Annotated in this window: 17 protein-coding genes; 7 read left to right on the plus strand and 10 right to left on the minus strand. The window is 45.1% G+C overall.

Features of this window, described 5'->3' with window-relative positions; genetic code table 11:
- Positions 1-7 precede the first annotated feature (7 nt).
- Positions 8-1,705: a tetratricopeptide repeat protein gene (locus tag ACMXYW_RS02265; RefSeq protein WP_415905062.1), complete on the minus strand. Its 1,698-nt coding sequence runs from the start codon at positions 1,703-1,705 to the stop codon at positions 8-10.
- 375 nt (positions 1,706-2,080) lie between these two features.
- Between ACMXYW_RS02265 and hemA the strand changes: the two genes are divergently transcribed.
- The 5 genes from hemA to ACMXYW_RS02290 are packed head-to-tail and all read left to right on the plus strand — an operon-like array spanning position 2,081 to position 6,537.
- Complete coding sequence (hemA, locus tag ACMXYW_RS02270) at positions 2,081-3,352, plus strand: glutamyl-tRNA reductase (protein ID WP_415893323.1); 1,272 nt, start codon at positions 2,081-2,083, stop codon at positions 3,350-3,352.
- Positions 3,352-4,440 carry a peptide chain release factor 1 gene (gene prfA / locus ACMXYW_RS02275; RefSeq protein WP_415883379.1) on the plus strand — a complete coding sequence of 363 codons (1,089 nt, stop codon included), beginning with the start codon at positions 3,352-3,354 and terminating at the stop codon, positions 4,438-4,440. Before hemA ends, prfA begins: the two co-directional genes overlap by 1 nt.
- 43 nt (positions 4,441-4,483) lie before the next feature.
- A complete protein-coding gene (gene prmC, locus ACMXYW_RS02280; protein WP_415905063.1) occupies positions 4,484-5,326 on the plus strand; it encodes a peptide chain release factor N(5)-glutamine methyltransferase in 843 nt (280 codons plus the stop codon).
- 10 nt (positions 5,327-5,336) lie between these two features.
- Positions 5,337-6,110: a molybdopterin-synthase adenylyltransferase MoeB gene (locus tag ACMXYW_RS02285; protein ID WP_415900020.1), complete on the plus strand. Its 774-nt coding sequence runs from the start codon at positions 5,337-5,339 to the stop codon at positions 6,108-6,110.
- Positions 6,103-6,537: a CoA-binding protein gene (locus tag ACMXYW_RS02290; protein WP_415905064.1), complete on the plus strand. Its 435-nt coding sequence runs from the start codon at positions 6,103-6,105 to the stop codon at positions 6,535-6,537. The genes ACMXYW_RS02285 and ACMXYW_RS02290 overlap by 8 nt, the downstream gene beginning before the upstream one ends.
- Here the strand turns inward: ACMXYW_RS02290 and ACMXYW_RS02295 are convergent.
- From ACMXYW_RS02295 to ACMXYW_RS02305, 3 genes are read right to left on the minus strand one after another with little or no spacing between them, the layout of a single operon-like run.
- Positions 6,527-7,579, minus strand: a complete 1,053-nt coding sequence (locus ACMXYW_RS02295; protein WP_415905065.1) for a methyltransferase — start codon at positions 7,577-7,579, stop codon at positions 6,527-6,529. The two genes, ACMXYW_RS02290 and ACMXYW_RS02295, sit on opposite strands and share 11 nt — an antisense overlap.
- Positions 7,580-7,591: 12 nt before the next feature.
- Positions 7,592-8,173: a hypothetical protein gene (locus tag ACMXYW_RS02300; protein ID WP_415905066.1), complete on the minus strand. Its 582-nt coding sequence runs from the start codon at positions 8,171-8,173 to the stop codon at positions 7,592-7,594.
- Positions 8,170-8,766 carry a hypothetical protein gene (locus ACMXYW_RS02305; RefSeq protein ID WP_415905067.1) on the minus strand — a complete coding sequence of 199 codons (597 nt, stop codon included), beginning with the start codon at positions 8,764-8,766 and terminating at the stop codon, positions 8,170-8,172. The genes ACMXYW_RS02300 and ACMXYW_RS02305 overlap by 4 nt, the downstream gene beginning before the upstream one ends.
- 102 nt (positions 8,767-8,868) lie before the next feature.
- On the opposite strand from ACMXYW_RS02305, the gene ACMXYW_RS02310 reads away from it, so the two are divergent.
- A complete protein-coding gene (locus ACMXYW_RS02310) occupies positions 8,869-9,189 on the plus strand; it encodes a hypothetical protein (RefSeq protein WP_415905068.1) in 321 nt (106 codons plus the stop codon).
- A gap of 15 nt (positions 9,190-9,204) precedes the next feature.
- Positions 9,205-9,897, plus strand: a complete 693-nt coding sequence (locus ACMXYW_RS02315) for a helix-turn-helix transcriptional regulator (RefSeq protein ID WP_415905069.1) — start codon at positions 9,205-9,207, stop codon at positions 9,895-9,897.
- Here the strand turns inward: ACMXYW_RS02315 and ACMXYW_RS02320 are convergent.
- From ACMXYW_RS02320 to ftnA, 6 genes are all read right to left on the minus strand, one after another.
- Positions 9,894-10,850: an AEC family transporter gene (locus tag ACMXYW_RS02320; protein WP_415905070.1), complete on the minus strand. Its 957-nt coding sequence runs from the start codon at positions 10,848-10,850 to the stop codon at positions 9,894-9,896. The genes ACMXYW_RS02315 and ACMXYW_RS02320 overlap by 4 nt on opposite strands.
- A gap of 43 nt (positions 10,851-10,893) precedes the next feature.
- Positions 10,894-11,400 (minus strand): SixA phosphatase family protein, encoded by a 507-nt coding sequence (locus ACMXYW_RS02325; RefSeq protein WP_415905071.1) that lies wholly within the window; start codon positions 11,398-11,400, stop codon positions 10,894-10,896.
- Positions 11,401-11,674: 274 nt separating this feature from the next.
- Positions 11,675-13,327 carry an acyl CoA:acetate/3-ketoacid CoA transferase gene (locus ACMXYW_RS02330; protein WP_415905072.1) on the minus strand — a complete coding sequence of 551 codons (1,653 nt, stop codon included), beginning with the start codon at positions 13,325-13,327 and terminating at the stop codon, positions 11,675-11,677.
- A gap of 160 nt (positions 13,328-13,487) precedes the next feature.
- A complete protein-coding gene (locus ACMXYW_RS02335; protein ID WP_415905073.1) occupies positions 13,488-14,855 on the minus strand; it encodes a sigma-54 interaction domain-containing protein in 1,368 nt (455 codons plus the stop codon).
- Positions 14,856-14,938: 83 nt separating this feature from the next.
- Complete coding sequence (locus ACMXYW_RS02340) at positions 14,939-15,160, minus strand: hypothetical protein (RefSeq protein ID WP_415890185.1); 222 nt, start codon at positions 15,158-15,160, stop codon at positions 14,939-14,941.
- 155 nt (positions 15,161-15,315) lie between these two features.
- Positions 15,316-15,852, minus strand: coding sequence for a non-heme ferritin (gene ftnA, locus ACMXYW_RS02345; protein WP_415900030.1), 537 nt, complete (start codon positions 15,850-15,852; stop codon positions 15,316-15,318).
- Positions 15,853-16,170: the final 318 nt, after the last annotated feature.

Below are 16,170 nucleotides of genomic sequence, written 5' to 3' on the forward strand. Positions count from 1 at the left end.
ACTTTTATTACTCTGCGTTAATTAGCTGTGCTGCTTCTTCTAAGAAGGGGTCGCCCGGATTATCTTTTTGGCTTCTTTGTAGCAGTGAACGAGCTTTCTCTTTTTGATCTATTGCCCAATACACCTGAATTAGGTGGCTAGAGACTTCAGGGTCGGAATATAAAGCATGAGCCTTTTCTAAATAAGTCACGGCTTCATGATTTCTTCCCAATTTAAATAAAGCCCAACCCATTGAATCCAAAATTGCAGGGTCTTCTGGCTCAGTGGTTAGCGCTGCTTGGATTAGCTTGTAGGCTTCTTCATAACGTTCAGTATGTAAAAGCAGGGTGTAGCCTAAAGCATTCTGCACAGTAGCGTTGCCAGGCTCTAATTCTAATACTCTGCGGAGATCTTTTTCTGCCTGCGGGAAGTCGGTTGATTCCACCATCATTGCGCGGGTGTATAGCAGAGAGGTGTTATCAACAAACAGTACTAGCGCATCTTCTAATACAGTTAAGGCTTCCTCTTTTAAGTTGTGGAGGTTTAGCCATTCTGCTTCTAATGTGTAAATTGAAGCAGCTTGGTTAGGCATGCTAGCTCTGGCATCAGATAAAATCTGCTGTAGACGAGGTTTGTCTTCCACATCTTTAAGAAGCGAGCTTACTCGAGATAGGGATTGCAGAACGTTAGAGCCATTTTTTACAGAGCTGTAATGTTCAATCGCTTGATCACGCATTTCTTCCGACTGAGCGATGTGGCCTAAATAAAAATGCGGTGAAGTGTCTTCAGGTTTCAATTCCAGTAATCGTAAAAAGGCTGCTTTAGCGTCTTGAGGTGCTTCATTCTCGAGCATCAATAGGGCTAAGTAGTAGGTTAACTGATGATCTTTTAAATTGTTTTTTAGCAGCTCTTTAGCCTGAGAAACCGCTTGTTTAGATTGCTTATTTTGGAATAACAGCTGTGTGTAAAGGATATGCAACTGACGGTTATTTGGCTGTTGTTCAAAAGCAGAGCGGATAAGCTTAAGTGCATCGTAGACTTTGTTTTGAGAGCGCAGCAGTTCAGCTTTTTGTATCAACGCTTCTGGATTCTCGGGGTCAATCCTAAGGGCGTGATTAAACGAGGTGAGTGAAGCTTGCTCGTTGTTATTGGCTCGATGCAGCAGTGCTAGAGTCAGCTCTAGATCAGAGCGTGGACCGGCAGATTGACGATGTTTATTTAGCATCGTGATGTAGCCGGATAAAACTTTGGGGTCTATACGTTCGACTTGCCCACGAATCAAAGCCAATGTGCGTAATGGATCAAACTCAAGGGCTTTCTCAACTAAAGGCAGTGCCTCGGTGTATTTACCTTTATGTAGAAGCATATTTGCTTCTATTTGGTAAGGCTCTGGATTAGATGGCGCAATTTCGCGCCAAAGTCGGGCCGCCTGAATGACTTTGTCAGGGTTTCTCAGGTATTGAGCGATTCGAGTGGCGCGTTCTGCAACACCCGAGTCCTGGCTTTTCTCCGCTTGTTTGAGGTAATTCTCAAGGGCTAATGGGAAAAGCCTACGCTGCCCCGCAATCTCGGCAAGTAATAAATCGTAAAGGGATTCTTGATTGAACTCGCCATCCACATAATTGACTGGCTCGGAGATAACTTCTTGTGTCTGTTTCGTTGGGGTACTTTGACAGCCTTGTAATAAGGCAAAGACACAAGTTAAAACGATAAGTGATTTATTCATGTATACAGCCGTAATAGCCCCGACATCCCTGAATGATTTGGTCACTATAGTTGAATAACCAGTAGCTTGTCAGCTACCGACCAAAGGTTTTAAAGAGAATAAGTGAACGATCTACAGATTCTTACTGATCTGTGCTGACTCTGTCCTTAATTTCAGAATTAGACCTAAGCTTCTTCGTTTTCGTTCGATTTATGCGGGTTTTATCTAAAGAATTGTAATTAATCTGCTGTTTTTTGATCGAAGTTACCTAAATTGTTGTGCTGCCTTTTAACCTTTGTCGCAAAGCGTTGTATCATAGCGCGCTGATTTAGATCAGCTTCAGTTGATTTGTAGTGCCGTCTGCACGACGGTAGATTTTTTGGTATGGCGGATCGCATGGCGTTACTTGCATTAGGCATCAATCACAAAACGGCTTCGGTGGAGGTTCGTGAACGCGTGGCGTTTGCACCTGAACTGCTTGCTGAGGCGATGAATGGTGCTGCCGAATTTGCTGATCTTAAAGAGATTGCCATCCTGTCGACTTGTAACCGTACAGAGCTATATTGCTCTTCTGCCATAGAAGGGTCGAGAGCCCTTTTGGAATGGCTGGGTGAGTACCACGATCTAGATCCAGATGAACTGCAGCAATGTTCCTATGCATTCTGGGGTGAAGACGCCGCGCGTCATATGATGCGTGTGGCGAGCGGTTTGGACTCTTTAGTATTGGGTGAGCCACAGATACTAGGTCAGCTGAAGTCAGCATATAGCCTTTCTCAAGAAAACGGTCATGTAGGTGCTGAGCTAGGTCGCTTATTCCAGCAAACTTTCTCCGTTGCTAAGCAGGTACGTACTGATACGGCGATTGGTGAAAACCCAGTATCAGTTGCTTATGCCGCGGTAAGTCTTGCCCAGCATATCTTCTCGGATATGCGCGAAAGTAAAGCGTTACTGATTGGCGCAGGTGAAACTATAGAGTTGGTAGCGCGCCATTTAGCTAATGCTGGCGTTAAAGATATCACGGTGGCTAACCGTACCCTTAACCGCGCGTTGGCATTGGCTGATGAGTTTGATGGTAAAGCGATCTTGTTGGGTGATATTCCAAATGCGCTGGCTGAAGCCGATATAGTGATTGCCTCTACTGCCAGTCAGTTGCCTATTCTAGGTAAAGGTGCCGTTGAGTCAGCACTTAAGCAGCGTAAGCACCGACCTATTTTTATGGTTGATATAGCCGTTCCGCGTGACATAGAAGCGCAAGTTGCGGAACTGGATGATGTTTACCTGTATACGGTTGATGACCTTAAAGAGGTTATCGAAGAGAACCAACGTAGTCGTGAAGATGCTGCTAGGCAGGCAGAAGAAATTATAGAAACTGGTGCGCACGAATTTATGCGCCAGTTGCGTTCACTGGAAGCGGTTGATGTATTAACGGCTTTCCGTGGTCAGGCAGAGAGTTTACGTGATCAAGAATTAGGCCGAGCGTTAAAACAGCTGGAGAATGGTAAGCCAGCTGAAGAAGTGTTAACCATGTTAGCGCGTAGCCTGACGAATAAAATGCTGCACCATCCAACGATTCAAATGCGTAAAGCGAGCGCTGAAGGGCGCAGTGAGTTACTGGACTTGGTGCAAGAGCTTCACCAGTTAGGTGAACATGCTAAGAATGAGAAATAATGAAAGAATCTATTCTAAGTAAGCTAGAAAAACTTAGCGATCGATACGAAGAGCTTGCGGCTCTGATGTCTGATCCAGAAATTATCTCAGATCAGGATAAGTTTCGTGATTATTCTAAGGAATACTCCGAACTAGAGCCTGTAGTACAGGCGTTTGCTGCTTTTAATCAAGCACAGGATGATCTTGAAGAAGCCGAGATGATGATGGCTGACAGTGATCCTGATATGCGAGAGATGGCAAAAGAGGAATACCCTGCCGTTAAAGAGCGTATCGAAAACCTTGAAGCTGAACTGCAGATTCTTTTATTACCTAAAGATCCAAATGATTCTCGCAACGTCTTCTTGGAAGTACGTGCTGGAACCGGTGGCGATGAAGCGGCTATTTTCGCCGGTGATCTTTTCCGTATGTACTCTCGTTTCGCGGAAGTTCAGGGTTGGCGTGTAGAAGTTATCAGCGTTAACGAAGGTGACCATGGCGGCTATAAAGAGGTTATCTCCCGTATAGTGGGTACCGATGTGTATTCGAAGCTGAAATTCGAATCCGGTGCGCACCGTGTACAACGTGTTCCTGAAACCGAGTCCCAAGGCCGTGTTCATACGTCTGCTTGTACCGTTGCAATAATGGCAGAGATGGATGAGTCCGCTGAGATCGAGATCAATAAAGCAGATCTGCGTGTAGATACTTTCCGTGCATCAGGTGCCGGTGGTCAGCACGTCAACAAAACTGATTCGGCTATTCGCTTGACCCATATTCCAACGGGTGTAGTAGTTGAGTGTCAGGAAGAGCGTTCGCAGCATAAGAACCGTGCTAAGGCGATGTCACTGCTAGCATCTCGTTTACAGGCTGCAGAAGACGAACGACAGGCAGCCGAAATGGCGAGTACGCGTAAAAGTCTAGTGGGTAGTGGTGACCGCTCTGAACGAATCCGTACCTATAATTATCCACAGGGTCGTGTAACGGATCACCGTATCAACCTAACGCTATATAAGCTGCAGGAGATTATTGGTGGTGAGCTGCAACACGTTGTTGAGCCGCTCTTAAACGAACACCAAGCAGAACAGCTTGGGGCGCTCTCCGAAGAAAGTTAATCAAAGGGCCTGTATGGCCCTTTTTGATATGTATTAAATCTCTATGCAGATTAAACAAGCTGTAAAACTAAGTAATCAACTCAGTGGTGTCAGTGAGTCGGCTCAATTAGATGTTGAGTTGATGCTATGTCATTTGCTCGATAAACCAGGTAGCTATCTGTTTACTTGGCCTGAAAAAGAGTTAGATCCAAAAATTGTCGATCAATTAAAAGTGATGATTGATCGGCGCCTCAGAGGTGAGCCTGTGGCGCATATTATCGGTATGCGTGGTTTTTGGGATTTTGACTTGGAGGTGTCCCCTCATACCTTGATTCCTCGTCCCGATACTGAAGTGGTCGTCGAAAAGGCTTTGCAGTTGTGTACTAAGAAGCAAGCGCGTATTACTGATCTAGGCACAGGAACCGGAGCCATTGCTTTATCCTTAGCTTATGAACACCCAGAATGGACTGTGGTTGCATCTGAGTTTGTGCCAGAGGCGGCACAATTAGCCGAGCGTAATCGAGCCCGTTTGCAGCTTAAAAACGTAGAAGTTATACAGGGAAGTTGGTTTGAGCCTCACCATGGTCATTACGATATGATCGTCAGTAATCCTCCTTATATTGATCCGAAAGACCCTCATCTAGAACAAGGCGATGTGCGGTTTGAGCCGCTTTCGGCGCTTACGGCTGAAGATCATGGTATGGCAGATATAAAACATATATGTGGACAGGCTCGAAGTTACCTTGTTCCGGGCGGGCATCTGTTGTTTGAACATGGGTATGACCAAGGTCCTGTTTGCCGCGCCTTGCTGGACAGTTTAGGGTATACAGAAATTGGTACTCAGCGCGATTATGGCGATAATGAGCGAGTAACCTTTGCATTATGGCCAGGTGAAACCTGCGCTTAAGGAGAAAACAATGCTGAGTGATGAGCAGCTATTACGTTACAGCCGCCAAATTATGTTGCCTGATGTCGATATCAATGGGCAGGAGATCTGGTTAAATTCGACTGTTTTGATCATCGGTCTAGGTGGCCTGGGCAGTCCTGTCGCTATGTACCTAGCTGCGGCAGGTATAGGTGAGCTTATCTTAGTGGATGATGATGAGGTAGAGCTTTCCAATCTACAGCGTCAGATTGCTCATAACACTAAGCGCATTGGAGCGCCTAAAGTGGATTCGGCTCGAAATACGATTGCCGGTCTTAATCCGGATACTCGAGTTAAAGCATTGTATGAGCGTTTAGACGATGAAGCTTTGCAGCGTTTAGTCGCAACCGTTGACCTTGTGGTTGATTGTACTGATAACTTTAGTACTCGATTTTCGATTAACCGTGCCTGCTTTATGCACAAGAAACCATTAGTTTCTGGTGCTGCTATCCGTATGGAAGGTCAGGTGGCAGTTTACGATCCGCTTAATCCTGAATCACCTTGCTATCAATGCCTCTACAAAGAAGGAAGTGATGAAGCGCTTACTTGCTCTGAGTCCGGTGTTTTATCGCCTCTAGTCGGTATTATCGGATCGGTTCAAGCATTAGAAGCATTAAAAGTTTTGGCTTCGGTTGGCGAGAACTTGGCAGGCCGTTTACTGCTTTTAGATGCCAAAACCATGGATTGGCGCACACTTAAATTGCGCAAAGACCCAGAGTGTAGTGTTTGCAAAGGCATGCATGCCGAAGGTGATAGCCATGACTGACGATCAGTTATCTATCGATGTTTTAGAAAGTGTCCGGACTGTCGCACTAGTAGGTGCGAGTAACAAGCCTGAGCGCGCTAGTTTTCGTGTAATGGCTTTTCTAAAAACATGTGGTTATGACGTGATCCCAGTTAATCCTATTCTTGCAGGTGAAGAACTCCATGGTGAACAGGTTGTTGCCTCTTTAGCTGATATCGATAAGACGGTTGATATGGTCGATGTATTTCGTCGCAGCGATCAGGCTGGAGAGGTTATCGACGAAGCCATTCAAATCGGAGCTAAGGCGGTTTGGTTACAGTTAGGGGTTTACAGCCCAGACGCACAGAAACGTGCTGAAGATGCAGGCCTTAAGGTTGTGGTAAACCGTTGCCCTAAAATCGATATTCCTGACTTATCAATTAAAACGCCCTCAAGTTTTAACGCCTAGCTCGAATTAGGAAGAACGGCGTTTCTAACTGAATGGTTTCAATCTCAATGTTGTTAAAACCATTGTTTTTCAATAACTCAATATAAGCATTGGGCTCACGGAAAGAGCGATTGAATAACAACATAGGCAATAGGCCGTAAGGTAATGGCCTGCTTAGATCTAATGGTCCTCTTTCACATATCAGTATTTCACCCTGATCGTTTAGTGTGCTTGTCGCTTGGCGGATAAATTGTGCACAGGCTTCTATTGGCCAGTCGTGCAAAATTGATTTGAAGGTCACCAGATCTTGTTGCGGCGGTAGTTTATCCACAAGTGCGTCCGCTGCTTTAAAATCGATTCGATCTGCTTCTTGTTCATCCTTAATGTGGCTTCGACCTACTTCACAAACCACAGGAAGATCGATAATAGTCGAATTGAGTGCCGGATTAGCTTTGCACAATTGCAGCGCGAATTCTCCGCTGTTTCCGCCTATATCTAGGTGCTTTAGTACATGAGATAGATCGGCGTGCGCAGCAATTACACGGCCTTCGTAGCGGGTTAAACAGGTGGTGAAACGCATCCAGCGACGAGTTGCAGTAATGTTCTCTGGCGTGACCTCAAAACAGCGATTGTAAGCAAACAGTTCAAATACCTTAGCTTGCTGAATAAAACGAGGCATGTCCTCAAGGAATAGTGTGTAGTGCTCTAAAAGGTCAGGTGCTAATAGATTTGCAAACTCCAATTTGGAAAGTAGCAGATCTTGGAAGGGGAGTGTTTGGCTGAATACCGTTGTCAGTTGCCATTGAAGATTGTCGTCCTGCTCAATGACATTGGCTGCATTTAATTGTTGGAGCAGCATACCTAGGGCCGTCACTTCAGGGTGCCTTTGTTGCAAAGCATCTTCGGAACGAGGTTGGTCTGATAGGGTTTTGATCAGGCCTAGCTGTAAAGCCGTAAACAGTGCTTGGGATGTGACAAAATCTTGAATAAATGCCTCGATGCAAAGGTAGGCTTTCCAGTCCTGCTGTTCAGCTGTTGAATCATCTAGGCAAAGAGGGTGCATTGTTTATCCTTGTTATTGTTTTTTTGAGATCGTTTGGTAAATGTGCTGAGTTATTTCGCCAATTGGAAGGGTGCCATCAATATTAATATCGGCATCTTTGGTTAAGCGTTCTTGTTGTATGACGAGTGTAGCGCGGATATCTTGAATATAGCCTTCAAGGTAATTAGCTAGCCAATCAAGTTGTTGAACGCAGTCGGATGGGGCCTTTTTAAATTCGCTGCTAAAGGCTTTGATATTACGAGCAAGTGAAATATCAAGAGGAGTATCTAGCCAAACTAGGCAATCAATATATCGTCCACTGGCATGATGATGTCGGCCTAATGGGGTTTCAATCAACAAGAACCGTTTATGAGTGGTTTGGATTTGGGCAGCAATCGCTTCAGCAAAGCCGGGAATATTTAATTTGTTGTAATCGCTACCTTGTTTCATCCATTGGAGAATTTCTGCCATGGATTGAGTAGTGGCCTGTTGATAATCATCGTAAAAGAGTGTGTCTGCATCTAGTAGTTTAGCTAGGGCTAGGGTTAAAGAGGTCTTACCACTACCAGGTGCACCAGCGACAGCTATTACAAAGCATCTCTTTGAATCTGTCATGAGAGAAACATCGCTCTAATTTTCTGATCGTCCCAACATTTTTTCGCATAGTTTAGCGTTTCTTCAGGGTAATTATGCTTGTCGATATCGTCTGGACAAGATGCGCCAGAATTTATAATAAAGTGGATGAGCGGTAACTGATCGCTAGCTAAGGCTTTATGAACAAGTTCGTCATCAAGCTGTCCGCCATATTGGAGCAAGACGGATAGATGCAGCATGAGTTCTTGTTCGGAGCAGTGGTCAAAGCATTGTTGAAGCAATGGTGTTGGATCGGTTTTGGCACCAGCAGTATAAAGCGCTGTTAGTAAGGGGAGGCTTTTTTCCTGCCCAAGTGATAGCTCTGCAAGTGATAGAGTCGGATTGGTGTGACTCATTTGGTCTGCATTGGCACCGAAGTTTAGCACCAGCTTTAACGCTTTTGGGGCTTGTTTAAGAATGCAGACTTCAGCTAAGGGCGCTGTGTCATCAGAGACTGGCTGATTGATTTCTTCTGGTTCGAGTTTTTGCAGATGTTTTTGTAGCTTGGTCAGATCATCGGCATCGATCGCCTTAAAAGCTTTTGCTAATCGATCGCTTTTGAATAACTTAAACATCTTTATCCCCATTTAATAAAACTCTACTGACACTACGCTGTCAGTAGGCCTAGTTTAGCATCCCTGTTGTCATATTTAAGAATTGGATTAAGGAGAATAACAATGACAACAACCGTCGTGGAAATGGTAACTTACAATCTGAAATCAGGCGTGAATAAAGCTGACTTTGCATCGACTCATGACAAGGTTAATGAGTGGTTAAAAAAGCAGGAAGGCTTTCTGTATCGTTCAGTGAGCGAAGATGAAAATGGCTTACTGCACGATTTGGCTTATTGGCAGGATATGCCGACAGCTAAAGCGGCGGGCGATGCATTTATGCAATCTGACGAAGGCCAGTTGTTGTGTGGTCTTATTGATATGGACAGTTGTCATATGCGTCATATGGAAGTACAAACAGAAGCGATGATTTGCGAAGGGGCTTAGGGAGCTAAATTACCGATGAGGAAAGCGGAACGCTTATTTCAATTACTAACGCTTTTGCGCGGCCGCCGAACCGCTTTAACGGCCAGCGCCTTGGCTGAAGTATTGGAAGTCTCCGAGAGAACTATCTACCGAGATATACAGGCGCTTTCGCTTTCTGGTGTGCCTATAGAAGGTGAAGCGGGGGTGGGCTATCGGCTGCGCCCAGAATTCAATCTGCCACCTTTGATGTTTGATGAAGAGGAACTAGAAGCACTGTTGCTTGGCGTGCGCTTAGTGCAGGGTTGTAGTGATCAGCATTTGGGTCAGTCTGCTTCCCGAGTGTTAGATAAAGTTAAAGCGGTTTTGCCGACTGAGCTTTACGATCAATATATTGAAGGCCCTGAATGGTTTGTTGTTCCTGGATTGCATCGACAATGGACAACGCAATACAGCGATCAGATCAGAGTCGCGATCAAGAATAGGTTTGTGATTGCAATTGGTTATCAACGAGAAGATAAACAACAGTCCGAGCGTGAAGTTTGGCCTTTAGGTTTAGTGTACTGGGGTGCTGTTTGGACCTTGGTTGCTTGGTGTGAGCTGCGCGAGGATTTTCGTATGTTTAGATTGGATCGTATCCAATCACTCACGCAATTGTCCCGTCATTTTGAAACTACAGATCAAATTAGCTTACAGACCTATCTTAACCGTACAGAGTGTACTGAAGCTTAAATAACACCTGTGACGCGCATGATATAGATGCCTGCCGATAGGCTAAGGATAGAGCCTATGGTCGTCATCAAGATGATATTCGCTGCTAGTTTCTCATTTCCTCCCATCGCTTTAGCCATAACAAAGCTAGCGGCAGCTGTCGGACACCCAAACAGAACCATTAGCATAGTTAAGTCTTGCCCTTTGAAGCCGTATGCCCAAGCGGCTAGCGTTAATATCAATGGGATAAAAAGTAGTTTTGATAAGGTAGCCCAAGTGGCTTGCGAGGAAGTGCTCCGTAAGCTCTTCATGTTCAATGAGCCGCCTATAGCCAATAGGGCTAAAGGTAGGGTCAGATTGGCGAAGTAACGCCCTGTTTTCTGTGCAATTTCGGGAAGTTGGAAACCGAAGTAAGAGAACGGAAGTGCCAGCAATACTGCTATGATCAGTGGGTTTTTTATGATCTCTAATACAGTGCTGCCGATACTCGCGCCGCCTTGGTGTTTAGCTGGCAGGGTTAAGGCAATGATTGATAAGACATTAAACAGAGGAATAACGAGCGCTAGTAGTAAGGAGGCTTGAGCTAAACCGGAGTCAGAAAACAGGTTATAGCTCACGGCTAAACCAATAATCCCGTAATTACTTCGAAACGCACCTTGTATAAAAACGCCTAAGTCTTCCGGTTGTTTGATCCAACGCTTAGCGAGAAACCAAAGAGCGATGAAGCTGACTAGAGTGCCTATTAAGACAAAGCCGAGTTGTTCCGGATTGAAAACTGCGTGAAAGTCCGTCCTTGAGATGGACATAAAAACCAAGGCTGGCAGGGTGATCATAAATACCAGCTTTGATGCTGTATTTATAAAGGCATCATCAATCAGCCCTACACGTTTTAGTACGTAGCCTAGGAGGCCAATAAAAAAAATTGGGGCAGTGATACTCGCAGTAAAACTGAGCGATGAAAGGTAAAGATCCACAGGCACTCACTCTGGAATAAAGAGTACAGTTTATCATAGTTGTTTAGGTGGTGGTGGCAGCATGCTTTTTCGGGTAATCGAATAAAATACTGGTGGCGCAGCCTTCTGCTAATTCATGCCATTGGGTGATGCTTAGATGCATGTGAAGGACGGCTGCCGTTGGCAGTTTTTCTAAGTGGTTTTGAGTAAGCAAATCAGCTAATTGATGTAACGCTGGATTATGGCCGATTAGCATAATACTACTCAGATGATCTGATTGATTTTGCAAAAGGTACATCAGCGTTTCGGCACAAGATGCATATAGTTCAGGATGCATTTGCAACTGTTTGGGTTTTAAATGGAGCTGTCGATGGATCTCGGAGGCAGTCTTGATAGCTCTGTTAGCGTCGCTAGCTAATATGAGGTCTGGCACGATGCCGTACTCATTTAAACGCTTGGCCATCTTTGGAAGGTCTCGCTGACCACGCTTGTTGAGAGGGCGATCAAAGTCATCTAGGCTGGGGTCTTTCCAGCTAGATTTTGCGTGGCGAACTAAAGTTAGCTTTTTCATAAAGCGCTCCCGCAGTTAGACGCTCTTTGGAGTATTGCTTTAGATAGCTGGAATTGCGAGTCAGGCGAGATGAAAAAACATCCGGAGAGCGGTCAAAAGACTAAAATCCGGGGCTGCGGTGAAGTGCAGTATAGATTTGAGTAATGACGTGAACCGCTCTCTGCAATAAGAATAGAGCCTTAGCACAAGTCCGCCGCACAGCGAGAATATGGCAATGGGGTTAGTACGTTGTGTACCTTCCCCTATCTTATTGCTGGATGATAAAAGGACGATCTTACGAAATTGAATACATCTTTGACGGTTGTGGGACCGGCTTTTGCGGTTGAAGGACATTCTTCATTAATGCCCGCATCTGCTGCATCGGTCTGCTACCGGGTTGATTTAAGCGCATTGGGCTTTCACGGAATAGGCGCTCATCCATCGGAGTTAAGTGATCATCAATTAACGGCATAAACTCCATCTGATCCAGTACATCCTTCTGCAGATCGATACCTGGTGCAATCTCGGTTAGTAAAAGGCCTTTTGGCGTGAGTTTGAATACCGCACGTTCAGTGATAAAGGTTACCCGTTGTTGGCATTGCATGGCGTAACTGCCATTAAATGTGATTTGTTGAACAGTCTTTTTAAATTTCTTAAGAGGCCCGTTCTCTATCACTTTTAAGCCGTGCTCGTGCACTTCCAATAGTTGTTTGCCTGAGGTGAATGTGCCCAGGAAATAAACGTCTTTAGTGTTTTGAGTGATGTTGATAAATCCGCCTGCACCAGCGAGTTTGGGGCCGAATTTACTAACGTTAACGTGACCTTCTGGGCAGGTTTCTGCTAAGCCTAAAAAGGCTTGGTCTAAACCGCCGCCATCATAGAAATCAAACTGAGCAGGTTGGTCTACCACTGCTTCGGCATTACTTGTTGCGCCAAAGCTTAGCCCGCTAGCAGGTTGGCCGCCGATGCCGCCAGGCTCAACGGTAAGAGTAAAATCTTCTATCTTTCCTTCTTCAGCTGCAACGGCTGCTACCGTTTCAGGCATGCCAATACCAAGATTAACCACTGCATTATTTTTTAGCTCCATCAATGCGCGGCGTGCTATGACTTTTCTTGCGTCTAAAGGAACAGCTTTGCTTGCTTGAGCCGGGAGAGTGATCTCGCCACTGTAGGCTGGGTTATAGCTTTCGGCAAATGTCTGAGGGTGGTCTTCAGCAGGAGCTTGAATAATATGATCGACCAGAATGCCCGGGATGCGGATCCTATCTGGCGTTAGGTTATGCTGGGCAGTAACTCGTTCAACCTGTACTAGTACCTTGCCGCCACTGTTTTTAACGGCTTGCGCAATCGCTAAAGCATCCAAAGGCAGTGCTTCACGTTCCATGGATATATTGCCTTTACTATCTGCTGTGGTGCCGCGTAGCAGGGCAATGTTTGGTTGGCAGTGTTTATATAGAAGAGCTTCTTCACCGTTAAGATCAAGTAGCTGTACCAGTTGCTCTTCTGTGCGGCTATTTACTTTGCCGCCTTCAATACGTGGGTCTACAAAGGTGTGCAAACCTACCCGTGTGAGCGTGCCGGGTTTACCTGCGGCAATATCGCGGAACATGTGGCAGATAACCCCTTGTGGAAGATTGTATGCCTCGATCTTATTCTCAATTGCCATTTTTCCGAGCGCCGGTGCTAAGCCCCAATGTCCACCGATGACACGCCTTATCATCCCTTCATGGGCAAAGTGATTTAAGCCGCGAGTTTGGGCATCACCTTGTCCTGCGGCATAAAGCAGGCTGAGGTTGTTGGGGGTGCCTTGATCTAGAAATCGTTTTTCGATCGCTTTTGCGAGAGTTTCAGCAAAGCCGATGCCGATAAAGCCGCCTGTCACTATGGTGTCATTTGATTGAATTAATGCTGCCGCTTGATCGGCTGAGATCAGCTTATTCTGAGACATCCTGAATACCATTTTTGTTATTTTAATTCGTTTGTTTAAAGCAAGGTAGGGGCCATATTTTAAGTATTGTTTAAAAACAATGGGTTATTGGTTTTTGTGGTGGGTGGGATATAGATGGATGTCTGTAAAAATAGACAGTGCGCTGTATTTGTCTAATTTTTTAGACACTTTTGTCGTCTCTTAGGCGTTGATAAAGGCTTGCTCTGGAGATGCCTAGCAGTTTAGCAGCAGCAGTTTTATTGCCATTGCATTGCTGTATCGCTTCTTCAATGGCTGAGCGCTCATGCTCTTTACGATAGCTTTTTAGATTCGTTAAAGGGTTTCTTTGATGGGGCTGTTCTTCATTTGCGCCTAAATCAGGCGCTTCTATTGAAGAGCCTTCAGCCATAACGCAGCCTCGTTCTAGGCGATTTCGCAGTTCACGGATATTGCCAGGCCAGCTGTAGCTTTGTAGCCATTCTAGGGCTGACTGTGACAGAGGTAGTTCAGGTAGCTGCGATTGACGCTGAATTTCGCTCAACATGTGTTCGGATAGCAGTGGAATATCTTGGATTCGCTCTCTTAGTGGCGGTAGGTTGATCGGTAAGACGTTTAATCGATAGTAGAGGTCTTCTCGAAATAACCCTTGCTCTACTTGGTTGCGAAGATCTTTTGCGGTTGCAGCGATGATACGTACATCCACTTTCTCAAGGCGGTTGGAGCCTAGGGCTTCTACTTCACGTTCCTGTAGGACTCGAAGAAGTTTTGCCTGCATGGCGAGAGGCATCTCTGCAATCTCATCAAGGAATAGCGTACCGCCTTCAGCTAACTGGACTTTGCCTTTGCGTGCCTTTCTATCTGCGCCGGTATAGGCTCCGGGAGCGGTGCCAAACAGTTCAGCTTCGGCAAGCGATTCGGGTAGCGCACCCATATTAATGCCGACAAAAGGTCCGCTGCGTCGTGTGGAAGCATGGTGGATTCCTTGAGCTAATAGCTCTTTTCCCGTCCCGGTTTCGCCTAATAAAAGCAAGGTTGTATCGAGTTGTGAGGCTCTAAGAGCTTGGCGACGAAGTTGTTGTGTCTTCGGCGCATTACCGATCATGTCGTCCAAAGCGTAGCGGCTTGGGCGGATGATTTTCTCATCTTCAAATTTACGCTGAAGGCGAGCAAATTTGTCGAACAGCGGTTGAAGACTGTCTAAGTCATCGTAAAAAATAAAACCAATAGCGCCAATAATCTCATTTTCTGAATTCTTGATAGGAAGGCGGGTAACAACGCACCAGCGGTTGTTAATCTGCATTAGATCGACAAAGGAAGGTTTGCCGCTTTTAATGACTCGGGGCAGTTGAGTCGTGGGGATTAATTCTTCTACATTACAGCCAATTGGATCGATCTCTTCTGGAATAGCAACGAGCTTACGATAAGCATCGTTCATCCAGAGAATGGATGCTTTTTCATCGACTGCAATAGAGCCTTGGCAAAGACTGGAGAGTAGATCGAATAAGTTGTGATTATTATCTTGCTCAATCAGCTGGCGAAGTGAATGCATAGGAACCAATCGTGTTTACGTTTCTATGACAAAACTACGCGTAACTATCTGGGCTGCCAAGTAAAATTTAGCTTGGGACGTTGCTAAGCAACTTTTTCTTTGGCTTCTTTCGCGCGCTTTTTGTGATGTCGAGCAACAGAGCCCTTGATCACGATCTCCCAGTTGTCCGCTGTGCTCATTAGCATGGCACCGCAGTTACCGCATTTGCAGATCTGAGAGTTACCTAAATCACTAACCGTTTTTAGCTGTGGGTGTTCCTTCCCGTTTTTAACTAACTCAAAGCAATACTTGCAATCAGTGTTCATGCTATATCTCCTTGCTAGGCATGAGAGGCTACTTTCGGTTAAATATCGGACAATAAATCATATTCTTTAATAAAAAAATATAAAAAACAGCAGTTTTTTCTGCTTATTTATTGTCCGATTTTAAGGTGTTTATATAACTTGTTGAAATATAAAGATTAGATGGCTTCTTCTGTGCTGGCCATAATGCTACCGCCATCACCATTTTTGGCTAGTTCACCGATCTCCTTATCGATAAAGAATAAGCCTTTGCCATCTTCGCCAATGATTTTGATTTTATCTAGGATGCCATTGAACAGCTTCTCTTCTTCGTGCTGTTCAGCAACATACCATTGTAGGAAGCTAAAAGTTGAGTAGTCCTGATTTGTAAAAGCGGTGTGGGCTAATTCGTTGATCTTGCTGGTCACTAGGCATTCGTGTTCGTAAACCTTCTCGAATAGATCACGGATCGATTCGAACTCTGCTTCAGGGGCTTCAATAGTGCCAATCAACGCCATCGCACCGGTTTCGTTAACGTAAGTGAACAGACGTTTCATGTGAGACATCTCTTCATCAGCGTGCTTGTAAAGGAATTCAGCACAGCCTTCATAACCTTTAGACTCTGCCCATGCACCCATTTGTAGGTAAAGGTTGGATGAGAAAAATTCTAGATTGATCTGTTCGTTTAGCTTTTCAAGCATTGCTGGGCTAAGCATAGGTAAATCCTTACTAATTGGTTACATCACATCGCAACAGGTTTACACAGCCATTTTTTACTATTGGCAGAACGAGCGCATTTGCGACATAGGTAAGTGCTTGAACGGGTATGTTTGGCAATCTCAGAGAAGTGATGCTCTATATCGCTCTTACTAAACTTACATAAGGTTTTAGATTTGCTCATTCAGAATGGGGCTGTAAAAATTTTGCTAATGATAATCAATATTAAATGTGAAATGGCTACTAGTCTATACAATCCGACATTATATCTGACCGAAAGGTCGGTAGAAACGTTTAGAGATCTATGGATTGGCCCT

The organism is Neptuniibacter sp. QD48_55 (assembly GCF_047778115.1).
Classification (GTDB): domain Bacteria; phylum Pseudomonadota; class Gammaproteobacteria; order Pseudomonadales; family Balneatricaceae; genus Neptuniibacter.

What these genes read in the sequence shown, in the direction of transcription:
- ACMXYW_RS02265 (WP_415905062.1), bottom strand. Translation starts at nt 1,705, where the DNA reads ATGAATAAATCACTTATCGTTTTAACTTGTGTCTTTGCCTTATTACAA.
- hemA (WP_415893323.1), top strand. Translation starts at nt 2,081, where the DNA reads ATGGCGTTACTTGCATTAGGCATCAATCACAAAACGGCTTCGGTGGAG.
- prfA (WP_415883379.1), top strand. Translation starts at nt 3,352, where the DNA reads ATGAAAGAATCTATTCTAAGTAAGCTAGAAAAACTTAGCGATCGATAC.
- prmC (WP_415905063.1), top strand. Translation starts at nt 4,484, where the DNA reads ATGCAGATTAAACAAGCTGTAAAACTAAGTAATCAACTCAGTGGTGTC.
- ACMXYW_RS02285 (WP_415900020.1), top strand. Translation starts at nt 5,337, where the DNA reads ATGCTGAGTGATGAGCAGCTATTACGTTACAGCCGCCAAATTATGTTG.
- ACMXYW_RS02290 (WP_415905064.1), top strand. Translation starts at nt 6,103, where the DNA reads ATGACTGACGATCAGTTATCTATCGATGTTTTAGAAAGTGTCCGGACT.
- ACMXYW_RS02295 (WP_415905065.1), bottom strand. Translation starts at nt 7,579, where the DNA reads ATGCACCCTCTTTGCCTAGATGATTCAACAGCTGAACAGCAGGACTGG.
- ACMXYW_RS02300 (WP_415905066.1), bottom strand. Translation starts at nt 8,173, where the DNA reads ATGACAGATTCAAAGAGATGCTTTGTAATAGCTGTCGCTGGTGCACCT.
- ACMXYW_RS02305 (WP_415905067.1), bottom strand. Translation starts at nt 8,766, where the DNA reads ATGTTTAAGTTATTCAAAAGCGATCGATTAGCAAAAGCTTTTAAGGCG.
- ACMXYW_RS02310 (WP_415905068.1), top strand. Translation starts at nt 8,869, where the DNA reads ATGACAACAACCGTCGTGGAAATGGTAACTTACAATCTGAAATCAGGC.
- ACMXYW_RS02315 (WP_415905069.1), top strand. Translation starts at nt 9,205, where the DNA reads ATGAGGAAAGCGGAACGCTTATTTCAATTACTAACGCTTTTGCGCGGC.
- ACMXYW_RS02325 (WP_415905071.1), bottom strand. Translation starts at nt 11,400, where the DNA reads ATGAAAAAGCTAACTTTAGTTCGCCACGCAAAATCTAGCTGGAAAGAC.
- ACMXYW_RS02330 (WP_415905072.1), bottom strand. Translation starts at nt 13,327, where the DNA reads ATGTCTCAGAATAAGCTGATCTCAGCCGATCAAGCGGCAGCATTAATT.
- ACMXYW_RS02335 (WP_415905073.1), bottom strand. Translation starts at nt 14,855, where the DNA reads ATGCATTCACTTCGCCAGCTGATTGAGCAAGATAATAATCACAACTTA.
- ACMXYW_RS02340 (WP_415890185.1), bottom strand. Translation starts at nt 15,160, where the DNA reads ATGAACACTGATTGCAAGTATTGCTTTGAGTTAGTTAAAAACGGGAAG.
- ftnA (WP_415900030.1), bottom strand. Translation starts at nt 15,852, where the DNA reads ATGCTTAGCCCAGCAATGCTTGAAAAGCTAAACGAACAGATCAATCTA.